The organism is Ruegeria sp. YTSB088 (genome assembly GCF_059609825.1).
Genome location: NZ_JBXWMM010000009.1, coordinates 187,760 through 200,285, shown reverse-complemented (window position 1 = coordinate 200,285; position 12,526 = coordinate 187,760). Strand labels below are relative to the sequence as shown.

The following is a 12,526-nucleotide window of genomic DNA, read 5'->3' as shown; positions in this document are numbered from 1 at the left end:
GCTGCCATGAAGCTGTGGTGGGCACAGATGGCTCTGAACTTTTTGTGGTCCCCAACCTTTTTTGTACTGCAACTGCCATGGTTTGCCCTTGTGGTCATTCTCGCGTTGCTGATTGTCATCGTCGTGTTCATCGCTCGGGTCAGGAACTCGGATCGGGTCTCCGCACTGGCCTTCTTGCCTTACTTTGCATGGGTCGCATTTGCCACGGCCTTGAACTTTTCTATCGCGATACTGAACTGAGAAAGAACGATATGCGTGCCAACTTCACTGGGCTTGTTTCAGGTCTTGTAATCATCGGATGCACAATGGCTCAGGCTGATGGAAATTTAACTGAAGACTTCTCCAAGTCTCCGGAGACGCGTTGGGACTACGTTGCCGACACTGTCATGGGCGGAGTTTCTTCAGGGCAGGTGCAGTTTAGTTCGGAAGGTAATGTTGCATTCGCGCGGCTGACCGGAACCGTGAGTACAGAAAACAACGGAGGCTTCATCCAGTTCCGACGCAAGTTGCCTGATCGGCCAGATGAGGGTGTATCAGGCGTCAGACTGTTGGTCCGAGGGAACGGCGAGCAATACTTCGTTCACCTCAGAACACGTGGCACAGTGCTTCCATGGCAATACTATCAGGCCGAGTTTCCAACTTCTGAAGAATGGACCAAAATCAGTTTACCCCTGTCAGGCTTTAAGGCTTCAGGTGTCATGTTGCGCGCTATTCCCGTCGCTGACGAAATCACGTCAATTGGAGTTGTTGCCTACGGGCGCGATCATGAGGTCCGCGTAGACGTCAGCGAGATTGATTTCTACTGAAGGTCGCCCAAGCGATGGGCTAAAAAACACTAGGGTGAAAACCCATTCAGTGTAGTCGCGCCCCCAAGTGGGGCGAAAAGCCGTCAGTGTTTCTCCCAATAAACCTAAAGCTGGGACCCAATTGGTAAAACACTTAGAAAACCAGAAACTAAGTGATCCCAGGTTGATCCTGTCGGCTCGGATCGATATTCAAGGATGTTGCCATCATCATTTTTTGTCGTCCATTTAAGCTGACCATCTTGCTCGAGCGCTACTTTATATGTGTATGCAGGTAAAGCGTCGTCCAAAGCGCTCATGGTCTGTGCAGTCAGTGCTGGCGAGTCAATCAAAATTCCCATCTCGGTGTTGATATTGACAGATCGTGGGTCCCAGTTGAACGACCCTACGAACAAGTATCGGTCATCAACTGCAAATGCCTTGGAGTGTAGGCCTGACCTTGATTGAGCCCAGTTTATACCCCGGCGTTGGACCTGATAGGCGTCGGGTCGCAACTCATAGAGTTCTACTCCACCGCGTAAAAGTGCTCGGCGTTTTTTAGCGTAGTGTGCGTAAACGGGTGCGACGTCGTTAGACGCAAGCGAATTGGTCACGACCTTCACGTTAACACCGCGGCTCTCAAGTTCGGTAAGCCATTTCACACCGTTGTTGCGCGGCACGAAATAGGCGGACACGATGTTCACCTCACTGTTGGCATTCTCAAAGTACGGAAACAATTGAGATGCCAGAACGGGACCTGAGTTCTCGAGACCCGCGGCTTTTGCGGGCGGATCAGCATAAAGCTTCGCAGGCAGCCAATCCAGTGACAGGGCTCCATCCGCGAAGTTCTCTTGCGCTGACTTTCTGAGGGCAGCTCCGTACTGGGTTAGCTTCGCTTCCTCGACCAGTTCGTTTAACCGGACTCGCGCATCAGCAAGGTCAAATTCCTTAGGTTCTCCAACGACCACATGAGCCGGAACGGCGAATTCGCTGTTCCAGTAAGCGTCAAAGCTATGCGACACCTCGCGTACAACAGGGCCTGCGGCCAGCACATCCAGATCGGCATAGTTCATTTCTTTCCGCGCCAGAAAATACTCGGCGCCGATGTTTCTCCCACCCACAATCGTGAACACGTTGTCCGCCGTCATGGACTTGTTGTGCATTCTGCGATTGATGCGTTTGAAGTCTGTCAGACCCGCGAACAATAGGCTCTGATCGCGCCAAAACGGATTGAACAGCCTGATTTCAATATTCTCATGATTGTCCAATGCGGCTGTCATCGCGTCATAGCTGGACGTATCCATGTCATCCAGCAACAATCGGACGCGAACACCCCGATCTGCTGCCTGCAAAAGACTGGCTGCAAAGAGGTGACCCGTTGGGTCGTTGTGCAGAAGGTAGTATTGCGCGTCTATCGTTCGCTCGGCCGCAGCCGCCAACAACAGCCTTGAGACGAGCGCTTCTTCGCCATCACTGATCAGCTTGACGCCTGACCGACCGTCTTTGGGGTCCCCAAGGCGATTGGCCGCCTGGCCCAGAGCTGTGCCCGAAATCGCTGGCAGCGAAGCCGATACGGTCTTTTCATATTTGCGGGTTTTTGGAGCGCAAGCGACAAGAGCCAGCGCGCAACAAACACAAATCACGAACTTCCATTTCGCCATCGGCTTCCTCCAACCCTGTGTCCTAAGTGACTACGCCGGAGCACGCGATTGCAAGTTTGTTCTATGAAGCCTGAGGTTGTTTCGTTTGTTAGTGTTGATTTCGCAAATCCAACAATCGCCACGATGTCGGTTCGCGAATTTGTCGCAACCTCAGTTCAAACGTACTCTCGCACAACCCAATTGCGTCGAACCAAACCGTTCGCAACCAGTTTCCGCGTTCTAAGTCTCTCTGTTCTGATAATGTGATGCTCTCTGGTTTATGGAGTGTAGGTACTCATTGTATTGACCTATCGCGATACCGCCCCACCCTTCTGGTGCAAATTTTAGGAGCATCCTGAGTGTTTGCGAGGACCACAGCTTTACTGATCTGCACCGTGTTTTCCCCGGCCATGGCATTGCAGCTCAGCGAAACCGGGCGCTACGAGCTAAATCAACCCGCAAGTCTCGATTACGACCCAACCTTTTGTGGGTTGTGGATCGCGAACGAGGGGCCCGAGGCAGTTCTTGTCACATTGCAAGGCAATGAGTTGAGACGCATATCCAGCGATCTCTTCCGGATCAAAGCAATTGCTATTGAACGGGATCACTTGTTGCTGGGAGATGGCCTTGGCAGCCTTCAACGAGTCACAAAGGACGTCGAGCCTTTAGGAGCGCCCTTTGAACTGGAAGGTAGATTTGTGGACACGGAAGGAATCGCGATCAACGCCAAAAGACAAATCGTGACCGTAGAGGATGATCCCGAACGGTTGTCGTGGTTCACGTCAGAGGATGCTTTGACAGCGAGGTTGGATACAATGAAGCTCTCTCCTCCCTTGAGTGAGGCACAGGGTATCGCGATTGATCCACGCACAGGCCACATGTTGATTGTTGATGATTGGGAAGGGTCAAACAGCCTGTACGAGTTCACGGCTGATGGCCAGCTGCTTGCCCCAGCAAAGCTTGTTGGAGTTTGGAACAGACCCGGAAGGCATTGCCATAAGGCCTGGATCCAACCAATTGTTCGTGGCGTTCGACAGCGGAGCGAAGATTGTCACGTTCGACTACACACCCACCTTGCCTGAAGGATCAACGTTGCTGGCCTCGGGCGCGGATTGCATGATGTTCTAGGTGTTTGGCGACCTTCGTACGCCAACGATGATCAAGCGAGGAAACGGGGTCATCAAACACAAGTTCTGAGTTATGCGCTGCGTTGGCTAATTCTGTTTTCTACAAACCAAGTCGAACCTCAGCAGATCAAGCCAGTGCTGCGCAGCCGCTTTCAGCTACACAGCAAAAAGGTTACAATGCGCCTTCGTCGCCCAGGAACTCGATACCAGCTGTCGCGCCATCACTGTAGGCTATGCAATTCCAAGGAGCACGATCCTCGCCAACGCCGACAGTGACTTGTGTTCCCGCCTCGCTAAACGCGGATGAGAGCACCACGACTTGCGAATTGTTCGTCGTGTTGGCTACATCTCGCAAACATGCCTGTTGAGCCGGTGTGAGCTCGGCGGACGCGCTTGATGTACTCGTGTCGTCGCAGGCCGCAAGCAGTGCGAAACATGTCGCGCCTGCAATCATCACTATCTTGTTAGACATTTTCTTCTCCCTTTGGTTCCCTTGAAATTGGTAAAATTGGATGCGCTTGTTTGAAGCTCTCGCGTCTGTGCAGCCAATAGAACATACCTCGATCCTGTGACTGTCTTGCCCAAAACTTGCCGCGGAGGGCTTGGTCGGCGGAACGATTTTTCGTTGACTACCGAGACCGCCTACAACGCGTGATGGCTGAATGGCGTCACTGCAAAAAGCTAGAGCGAACTCTGGAGGGAGGGCTAGTTCGTTGAGTCTAAGCATCGCGTCCTCCCAACGCTCGATCATTATTAAAGGCCTTCCGACCGCCAGCACTCACTCTAGCAGTCGGAAGGGCCCGATAAATCGGGCGACACCGACAACAACGGAGGTAAAATAAAGTTGAGTCGAATTCGCATGTTTGAATCTAATTTTTCATAAATCAATATTTTTTCCGCGCGTAAAATTCTTTACGCTCTCATGCGATAGGCTTCTACTTTCAAACAATAAGGTAAGTGGGAGCATCCGTAGGGGCGAGTGCGTTCTCCTGAGCGGCGAAGCGTTTGAGGCCGCAAAGAAAGTAAGAATGGAGTGAAATATGAGATTTGGTGAAGCAGTTAAAACGTGTTTCTCGAAATACTTCCAGTTCTCCGGTCGGGCTTTACGCTCAGAATACTGGTGGTTCTTCTTGTTTGTGGTTCTCGTAAGTGCCGTTTTAGCTGTGCTGGATACTATCATATTCGGGACCAACCCAGAAACTGGGCAAGGATCTCGCGTCATGTCCTCTGTTTTTCAACTGGCCGTTCTCATACCTATGCTCGCAGCAGGTTGGCGGAGGTTGCATGATACAGGACGACCTGGCTGGTATTTGCTGCTGCCGATGGCGCTCAGCATTACAACGCTTTTTGTTATGCTGGGTGGCGTGGCGTTCTTCTCGGTATTGGAGCAAGGGACGGAAAACCCCGATGCATTGCGAGGACCCGCGGCAGTCTTGGGCGTGACCGGTATTGTTGTTGTCTCAATTCTTCAATTGGTTCTGTCCATCCTGATGATCTGGTGGCTGACACGACCTTCCCAAGAAGGTGCAAACGAATACGGCGCACCTGTTTCCTGACCAGGTTGCCCAGGCAACGGGCCGGAATCTCTGCTGAAAGACAGTACGAGTCCTAATACCATGGAGAGTGAAAATGAGTTTCAAGCTGATTTCCATTGGAATTCTAATGATGGCAATGGCAACCACAGCATCAGCGGAGTGGTCGTTCAGTTCCGGGCCCAACCCCAATGCCTTTATTCAGACCGGAAACATGACGCTGGAACTTCAGTGTAACCGTATCCGCTTTGCTCCGGCTGGATACGAGGACAGCCAGGACATTGTGGAGAAGCAAGGGCTTTCAATTCGTTTTTTGAAAAACGGCAACACCGAGGTTGGCGCATTTCAGGTTGGCGCTGAAAACGCTGCTTTGCAGATCGTTGACAATTATCCCGTCGAGATCAGTTTCAATAGCCAGCAGGACTATGGTTTTGTACTAGACCAACTTGCGGCCAATGCATCGGTAAACCTGTCGATGGTTGATCAAGATATCAGCTATGGAATCTTTGACTTGAAAGGTTCCGGCGCGGCAATTCGGTCCCTTCGTTCCGCGTGCGATTCAGATGCTAGCCAGGGGACCTCCTACGAAGCACCCGAAGGCATCGTCTATTGTGGTGGCGGAGCGATAAAACGCGTAATCGAACCCGTAATTTTGGACAACCCGGACGGAGAGTGGGACGCGCGAGTAACGGTTAACGGCGAGTCGATCAGAGCCATGACGGCCTACAGCTACTTCGGAAACTCTGAGCCGCCGACCGGATTTGTCGTGGCCCTGCTTGGGGAAGACAGGTCCGAATTTCTGATTTTTAGCGAAGGCTCGGCAAACTGGCTGGAATACGGGGACTATAGGTATGATCAATGCAATTGATTCCCCCCTCCAACCGATTTCCCAATTGGTAAGCCAGTTTAAATGCTTGGTTTCCTCGATTGTGCTGGGTTCGGGTCTAGTTTGGACCTCATCAGCTTTCGCGGCTGACGTTTCGCAACTTCCAACCGGTTTGCGGGCGAAGGTTGATCTGGCGGCACAGGCCTGCACAGAGTTCAACAACGGTAAGTTTGGCTTAGATTGGGGCGCGGTTGAAAGGGTGGATCTTGACGGAGATCTACAACGCGACTGGGTTCTGAATGAGTCTGGTTTTGCGTGTTCGAGCGCCGCTTCTCTTTACTGCGGCACTGGCGGATGCATGTCGCACTTTTGGGTTGGCGAAGAGGTGCACTCCTTGCTCAACAAAGGCTGGACGGTCGTTGACTTTGGGCGTCAACGAGTTGTTGTCGCAGATATACATGGCTCCAATTGCGACGGAATAAACCCGACGCCTTGCGTCACAGCCAGTGTTTGGGATGCGGAAACTAAGACGTGGCGCTCGTCTGCTGGCGATTGGGAGTAAACTGCATATGTGCGTAGCAAATGTGCCAGAGGACGCCGTTAGCTCGATGGGTTCTCTGTCGCATGCAAACTTCTGGGCGAATTGTGCAAATTTATGCGCAAATACCGCACAGAGGTTATGGGCAAGCTTCCAAGATTTTCTTTAATGAAATCAATGTCGAAAACGCAGTGTTATGTGCGCACCTACATCAGGTGTAGGTTTGCGCATAACACTTCGCGCACCCCATAGGTTTGCGTAGTTTGCCCATAGTTTTGCGTTGTAAGTCTGGAACCAATCTGACGGTTGGATTGGTGCCAGCTCAAGGGCAATCACGAGTATTTTCAAGAAGCAGGGTTGATGCCAAACGCGACAAATGACGGCACCCATCCCGATGCGAACATTCCACCGTCATCCTACCTCGGATAAAACAGACGTTCCTGCAAGGATCAGAGTTCGTGGAGTCAGCCACCAAGCAGACCTTCGCTGCTAGCGCAGCACTAGGACTCAGTGACGGCGGCAATGCACAGGAAGCGGACTTTTCATCTAAGATGCAATGTTTTTTTCTTGGACAGCAGCTATGTGGGACAAAGCAGTCGTTCGTAGAATCTCTAAAGACGAAGATGCAAATGCGTGATAGCTCCAGATTATGGCCACGACATCTGCGCGAAATCGAACGCCCATACCTTACGCATTTGCGGGTATTGGTGTTCTCTTTGCTTCAATCTGTTTCGGGCTGGTTCCCTACTTCAGCCGCAGCCTGACCGAACAGGGTGTTGCACCCTATGCGGTCGCATTCTACCGCTATATTGTTGCGGCTCTTCTTCTGCTTCCTGTTCTCATTGTGCACCGAAAAGAATGGCGAGAGATCACTTGGGGTCTCTCCGCCGGAGCCGTAATGGGGCTTGGTTGGATCGGATATGTAACGGCGCTGGAGAAGCTGCCCGCATCGACAGTGGGTGTGCTTTACATGACCTATCCGGTGTTCACCTTAGGTATTGCTTGGGCAGTGTTTGGCGATGCACCCACGCGACGCGCCATGTTGGCCGCTGGTCTGATTGTGGTGGCAGCTGTCATTGCTGGCTCGCCTGCGTCAGTGGCTGCGGAAAACCTACCAACGCTGCTGCTATCCCTTGCCGCCCCATTTGGGTTTGGCTTCGGAATTTGCGTACTGGTACACAGGTTGTCACGGATTGCACCGTTGGCACGTATCGCGTCAGTTTCTCTGGGGTCTGTACTGGGCCTCGCGCCGCTCATCCTTGGAGCTGAGGTTGGAGAGCTTCTCCCAAGGGAACAATCCGATTGGCTTTTCATTGTTGGTATTGGTCTGGTTACCGCTTTCGTGCCCCAGCTTATCTACACGATTTGCTCACCTGTTATTGGGGCTTCCCAAACTGCGGTCGTCGGAAGCATCGAATTACCCACGATGTTTGCCGTGGGATATCTTGCCTTTGGCGAAGCCATCTCTTTACCTCAAGCTTTGGCATGTGCCTTAGTGCTGGGCGCAATCGCGATCACAAGAAGTAAGAAGACGCGCACCGTATCTACCGTACTCGCAAAATCACCAAGGCGGTAGTACTGGGCTCGAACCGGTCATCTGACGGTTTCAGTTGTTCATCGGGTCCGTTCAGACGACATCAAGGTCGGCCTAGCGGACGAAGCGGACATTTGGTGTCTTGCGAGAATGCGGGAGTGGCACAGGCGGTTTTGCCGCCTATACTTTGTTCTCAATTGACCCTTCAAACATTTACTCGATGGCGGGTAGCCCTGTCACGGCTTCAAAGGCGTCGGAATGTGCTTCGACATGATGTGGATCACGTGTGCCTGGAAGAACTTCGAAGAAGGGATCGAAATCGACCATCGCCTGCGCCAGTACGCCCAAGATTGTCGGGTCTCCATCGAGCGTTGCAGCGCCGTCCGCGATCTGGGCATCCAGCGACTTCTCCCCAGCCATGACCGGCTCCAAATCCGAGCGGTTGATCGTGAGTGTTACATCTGGAGCATCAGAGACAAACCCTTCGACATTTGTCAGAGTGCCGTTGCGCAATTCGACGAGGAATTTCTCGCCATTGTCTGGAGTTAGGAGATTCATGGTGAACTCATGCCCCTCGACCTTGCGGCCGTCCATCTTGATCGCGAGGAAATTCAGGAACAATTCTGTCGACATGGCGCGGATCACGTCCGGGCTGGATGTATCCGGTATGTCACCCTCGGGAATGCCAGACCGTAGTTCAAAGGCACCGGACAAGAAGGAATTTCTCAGCCCCGGGTTTTCCTGTTGATAGCCCAGTTGCTCATACACATCTGCGAGCAAATTCCGGGCCGCCATGTTGCGAGGTTCAGCTTGAACCAGTTTGTTCAGGATTTCTGTCGCCAGCATGTAGTCGCCTTTGTCATGCAAGTCGGCTCCACGAGCGATGATCGCGTCCGAACCGCCCATCATCTCGACATAGAGCGGCGCGCTGTCCTCCGGTGAGTGCGGGATCAGGGTTGCGGGGTTACAATCCCAAAACCCGATATAGCGCTGCACGACGCCCCGGCTGTTGTGGGCTGCAGATCCATGGTAGCCGCGGCAATGCCATTTATCCTGCAGCCCCTTGGGAAACTCATAAACGTTGTGAATCTGATTGATCGTCACTCCCTTGTTCACAAAATGCAGGACCTGATTGTTCAAGTTGGCGTAAACGTCGCGTTGGTCGCGCAGGATGGACTGAATACGATCATTTCCCCAACGCGGCCAATGGTGCGAATAGAACATCACCTCCGCCTCTTCCCCATAAAGGTGCAGCGCCCTCGAGATGTATTTCGACCAACGTAGCGGATCCCGCACAGGCGCACCGCGCAACGTGTATATGTTATGAACCGTCGCAGTGACATTCTCCGCCATCCAGAGCGCTTTCATGTCCGGCAAATAGGTGTTCATGTTAGACGGAGCTTCGGTGCCCGGCGTGTTCTGAAAGATCATACGAACACCGTCGACCTCGAACTCCTCGATATCGTCTTCGACAACGCGTGTCGGCGCGATGAGGCCGACCTGACCAGAGGAGACACCTTGACCGAGACCCTGACCAGCATAGCCGTGCGGGCTTGCAGGCAGGAGCAAGCCATATTGGTAAAACAGGCGCCGGTTCATAGCGTTACCGGCATACACGTTCTCTGAAATCGTGTGTTCCATGAAATCGCGCGGCGCGATGATTTCGACTTTCCCGGCTCGCACATCTTCCTCGTTGACGACGCCGCGCACACCGCCCCAATGGTCGCCGTGGCTGTGTGAGTATATCACTGCGGTCACCGGAAGATCGCCGCCAACATGTTCGCGGAGCAATTTGAGTGCTGCACGCGCAGGCTCTGCTGACACCAGCGGGTCAATCACGATCCAGCCCGTCTTGCCCCGAACAAATGACACATCAGACAGGTCAAAACCGCGCACTTGGTAGATGCCGGGGATCACTTCGTACAAACCGTAGTTCTGGTTCAGGCGCGAAATACGCTGCATCGAAGGGTGAATACTGTCGAAGTCAGTGTCGGTGTTCAGGAAGTCAAAACGTTCCTTGTCCCAAGCGACGTGGCCCGCGTCGGCCATGATCTTCTTGTCAGGCATTTCGGCAATCAGGCCGCGCTGCTGCTCTTCAAAATCTTCCGTGTCGGAAAACGGCAGGGTTCGGCGGGCCTCGTCCAATACCTTCAGCGTATGTTGGGACGGTGCCTTGCCCTTTGGGTGGAAATGTCCCTCAAGCGGTGCCGCTTCCTGAGTCTGGGCTGCAGCTTCATCCAGCAAAACGCTTCCGGAAACTGCAAATGCTGTTCCGACTGTTGGAAGCGCTTTTAATACATCACGTCTGGTGGCCATTTGATCTTCTCCCCTCTTATAGATCTCCAAAATATCAAGATTCCAACATATCATGATTCCAGCATATCATGACTCTAGTTAAATTCTGAGCCGGGGTAGTGATCCAGAACAAAGCGAAAATAGTAGAAATGTAACACTCGCCTGCGCAGGCGATGCCTAAGTTAAAAGACCGCTTTGGGCTCGCAGCCGACATTCGGTCATTTCACTCAGACAATTGACGGGCACCAAGGGGTCAAGGTCGGCAAAGTGCTGTAAGCAGCCTTGTGCACTCGCAGCTACCAGATCACTCGGCTATGTCTGGTAAGGGCTATTACTGATATTTTATGCCAAGGCCGGTCAGTTGGCACTCAAGTCACACTGAAGCACCAAGATACACTCCCCTACGTCGTCTTTTCTCATTGATCTGGGACTGGCTTCGACAGATAGAGAGGTGTGCGGTGGCTGTCTTCCTTCGCAAGTGGCGCATTTCAAAGCGCTGCCGGAGGATCTCCGGTGGCCTTTATTCACGGCTTACAAACATGCCACAGGCCTATTCAGAGGACGTCATGCCCCTTTCACCTGACCGTCAAGACAACGCCACTCGCGCCATCGACCCTTTGCCGATACGCCTTATCAAGCGCGCTATACTGGTTCTTATCGGCCTGTTTTATTTCCTCTTCGTGGCCTTTGCCCCTCTTCTTTGCGTTCGGCGCAGAGGGTTTCGGGGTTGGTATTGGCGCCTGGTGAAACGGTCATGTTCACGCCTGCTGTGGCTCCTCAGCATCCGCGTCGAGATGCGTCCTGAGGAAAAGAATGCCCTCGCCGCCGACACCAACAGCATCATCGTGGTCAACCACCGTAGCCATCTCGATGGCTTCAGTCTCATGCACGTGGTGCCCGACACCAAATGGTTCACTTTCGCGGCGAAGTCAGAGTTCTGGAACAGCAAACTCCTGCGCACTGGTTTTGATGGAGCGGGTCTCGTCCCTATCAACCGAGACTCCGGCTCAACGGCCATGGATACGCTGATAAAGGCTGTCAGGGAAATGCCTGCCCGCTGTTCCATCGTGCTATTCCCAGAAGGCACCCGATCCAAAACAGAGTCGCTTGGGGACTTTAAAGCGGGTGCTGTCTTAGTCGCCCGAGAAACCGGCCGCACGATCACCCCCATTGTCATCCATGACAGCGATAGTCTACTTCCACGCGGCAAACATTTACCGCGCAGCGGGACGATCCGTGTGGAGGCATTGCCAACATTCGCGTGCGATCCTGCCGCTAGTGTGGATGAGGATCTGGCGCGATTGCGCAGGCAGATGATGGCTGTGTTTGAGCGGTGAAGTCTGTTTGACAGAAATATGCAGAAACCGAGTTTGTTGAGTTTCGGCTACGCGTAGCGGCAGATAACAGATTTGCGGAGCAGTTGTACTTGTCGGTGGGGTTTTCTCCAACGGGCATCGATATGCGAAAACCTAGTTAGTACCCGCATTTCAGTATGCTCTTGGCCATTCCTATTTATGGATGGGCTGCTTGGTATTGTCTCTGAACTTTCAGAAGAGAATGGACATTTAAGTGCCCTGATCTCGCTATTCTTGCCGCTGGCAGAAAAAGCAGGGAAGACACGAATTTGCCAGATGTTGTACGATGTATGAGTGATCAAAAGCTAACACTAAGCTGCCATCAGACCACCAGCATCGCCTGCGATACCGACTATGCAATCATCGCCGATCTGAATGCGATTTGCCGGGCTTTCCCCTCCGAGTTCCAGTTTGGGTGAGGTTAACCAGAACGCGCATTGCCACGGGGTCATTTCACGTGGCAGGGCTTTCAACACTTTTTCCATCAAAGGAAGCGGGGTTCCATCCTCAGCAAACTGGAAAGATGGATAGGCGTTGGCCCCATTGTAAGGCAAGGAAAGCACCTTCCCGGTTCGTGTCCAGATGTCGGCTATCCGCGTGATCTGCCAGGAGCCCTTCTGCCATTGTGCGTGCACGCCTACATCGTCCAGCAACGGATACTCACGCGCAAAATCATCCATCCGGATGTCATTGACCGCGCAACAATGCCCCTCGAAATTATGCAAATACATCTACTTACTCACTGAACTCACTAACAACTCATGAAACGATACTGCCAAAAAACCGTTCTAACCAAAGTTAAGAAGTTCACATTGGGCAAATTAAACTTCAGCTAACCTCGTTTTTTTACCTAGTGCGCTGAAATTATTGTTGGTTTGCTTACGATGACCCGCCGTT

General features: G+C 52.6%; 12 protein-coding genes. 8 read left to right on the top strand and 4 right to left on the bottom strand.

The genetic code is table 11. The annotated features are described in order from the left end of the window. Together AC2FFA_RS15940 and AC2FFA_RS15935 are read left to right on the top strand one after the other, a co-directional pair. The coding region (locus tag AC2FFA_RS15940) for a TspO/MBR family protein (RefSeq protein WP_496852361.1) at positions 1 to 240 on the top strand (240 nt) is incomplete at its 5' end. Between the two features lie 65 nt (positions 241 to 305). Continuing rightward, positions 306 to 806 (top strand): CIA30 family protein, encoded by a 501-nt coding sequence (locus AC2FFA_RS15935; protein ID WP_496852360.1) that lies wholly within the window; start codon positions 306 to 308, stop codon positions 804 to 806. Positions 807 to 910: 104 nt separating this feature from the next. On the opposite strand, the gene AC2FFA_RS15930 is transcribed toward AC2FFA_RS15935, so the two are convergent. Next, positions 911 to 2,443: a phospholipase D family protein gene (locus AC2FFA_RS15930; RefSeq protein WP_496852359.1), complete on the bottom strand. Its 1,533-nt coding sequence runs from the start codon at positions 2,441 to 2,443 to the stop codon at positions 911 to 913. A 374-nt stretch (positions 2,444 to 2,817) separates the two neighbouring features. On the opposite strand from AC2FFA_RS15930, the gene AC2FFA_RS15925 reads away from it, so the two are divergent. After that, positions 2,818 to 3,504 (top strand): SdiA-regulated/phytase-like domain-containing protein, encoded by a 687-nt coding sequence (locus AC2FFA_RS15925; RefSeq protein ID WP_496852358.1) that lies wholly within the window; start codon positions 2,818 to 2,820, stop codon positions 3,502 to 3,504. A gap of 217 nt (positions 3,505 to 3,721) precedes the next feature. On the opposite strand, the gene AC2FFA_RS15920 is transcribed toward AC2FFA_RS15925, so the two are convergent. After that, positions 3,722 to 4,021, bottom strand: a complete 300-nt coding sequence (locus AC2FFA_RS15920) for a hypothetical protein (protein WP_117872929.1) — start codon at positions 4,019 to 4,021, stop codon at positions 3,722 to 3,724. A gap of 568 nt (positions 4,022 to 4,589) precedes the next feature. Between AC2FFA_RS15920 and AC2FFA_RS15915 the strand changes: the two genes are divergently transcribed. From AC2FFA_RS15915 to AC2FFA_RS15900, 4 genes are all read left to right on the top strand, one after another. Next, positions 4,590 to 5,105, top strand: coding sequence for a DUF805 domain-containing protein (locus AC2FFA_RS15915; RefSeq protein ID WP_299900044.1), 516 nt, complete (start codon positions 4,590 to 4,592; stop codon positions 5,103 to 5,105). A 73-nt stretch (positions 5,106 to 5,178) separates the two neighbouring features. Next, positions 5,179 to 5,949, top strand: coding sequence for a hypothetical protein (locus tag AC2FFA_RS15910; RefSeq protein ID WP_496852357.1), 771 nt, complete (start codon positions 5,179 to 5,181; stop codon positions 5,947 to 5,949). Then, entirely contained in the window at positions 5,933 to 6,469 is a 537-nt protein-coding gene (locus AC2FFA_RS15905) for a hypothetical protein (RefSeq protein ID WP_496677391.1), read from the top strand. Before AC2FFA_RS15910 ends, AC2FFA_RS15905 begins: the two co-directional genes overlap by 17 nt. 625 nt (positions 6,470 to 7,094) lie before the next feature. Beyond that, positions 7,095 to 8,021: a DMT family transporter gene (locus tag AC2FFA_RS15900; protein ID WP_496852356.1), complete on the top strand. Its 927-nt coding sequence runs from the start codon at positions 7,095 to 7,097 to the stop codon at positions 8,019 to 8,021. A gap of 171 nt (positions 8,022 to 8,192) precedes the next feature. Here AC2FFA_RS15900 and AC2FFA_RS15895 read toward each other — a convergent pair whose 3' ends face one another. Further along, positions 8,193 to 10,295 carry an alkyl/aryl-sulfatase gene (locus tag AC2FFA_RS15895; RefSeq protein ID WP_496852355.1) on the bottom strand — a complete coding sequence of 701 codons (2,103 nt, stop codon included), beginning with the start codon at positions 10,293 to 10,295 and terminating at the stop codon, positions 8,193 to 8,195. Between the two features lie 545 nt (positions 10,296 to 10,840). On the opposite strand from AC2FFA_RS15895, the gene AC2FFA_RS15890 reads away from it, so the two are divergent. Continuing rightward, complete coding sequence (locus AC2FFA_RS15890) at positions 10,841 to 11,611, top strand: lysophospholipid acyltransferase family protein (protein WP_496686149.1); 771 nt, start codon at positions 10,841 to 10,843, stop codon at positions 11,609 to 11,611. Positions 11,612 to 11,940: 329 nt separating this feature from the next. Here the strand turns inward: AC2FFA_RS15890 and AC2FFA_RS15885 are convergent, their stop codons facing one another. Continuing rightward, on the bottom strand, positions 11,941 to 12,360 hold the full coding sequence (locus tag AC2FFA_RS15885; RefSeq protein WP_496852354.1) for a hypothetical protein: 420 nt from the start codon (positions 12,358 to 12,360) through the stop codon (positions 11,941 to 11,943). Between the last annotated feature and the right edge of the window lie 166 nt (positions 12,361 to 12,526).

Bases quoted from the DNA above. Each gene is read 5' to 3' on its own strand.
- AC2FFA_RS15890 (WP_496686149.1), top strand. From the start codon at position 10,841: ATGCCCCTTTCACCTGACCGTCAAGACAACGCCACTCGCGCCATCGAC.
- AC2FFA_RS15905 (WP_496677391.1), top strand. From the start codon at position 5,933: ATGATCAATGCAATTGATTCCCCCCTCCAACCGATTTCCCAATTGGTA.
- AC2FFA_RS15895 (WP_496852355.1), bottom strand. From the start codon at position 10,295: ATGGCCACCAGACGTGATGTATTAAAAGCGCTTCCAACAGTCGGAACA.
- AC2FFA_RS15915 (WP_299900044.1), top strand. From the start codon at position 4,590: ATGAGATTTGGTGAAGCAGTTAAAACGTGTTTCTCGAAATACTTCCAG.
- AC2FFA_RS15930 (WP_496852359.1), bottom strand. From the start codon at position 2,443: ATGGCGAAATGGAAGTTCGTGATTTGTGTTTGTTGCGCGCTGGCTCTT.
- AC2FFA_RS15920 (WP_117872929.1), bottom strand. From the start codon at position 4,021: ATGTCTAACAAGATAGTGATGATTGCAGGCGCGACATGTTTCGCACTG.
- AC2FFA_RS15935 (WP_496852360.1), top strand. From the start codon at position 306: ATGGCTCAGGCTGATGGAAATTTAACTGAAGACTTCTCCAAGTCTCCG.
- AC2FFA_RS15900 (WP_496852356.1), top strand. From the start codon at position 7,095: ATGGCCACGACATCTGCGCGAAATCGAACGCCCATACCTTACGCATTT.
- AC2FFA_RS15910 (WP_496852357.1), top strand. From the start codon at position 5,179: ATGAGTTTCAAGCTGATTTCCATTGGAATTCTAATGATGGCAATGGCA.
- AC2FFA_RS15885 (WP_496852354.1), bottom strand. From the start codon at position 12,360: ATGTATTTGCATAATTTCGAGGGGCATTGTTGCGCGGTCAATGACATC.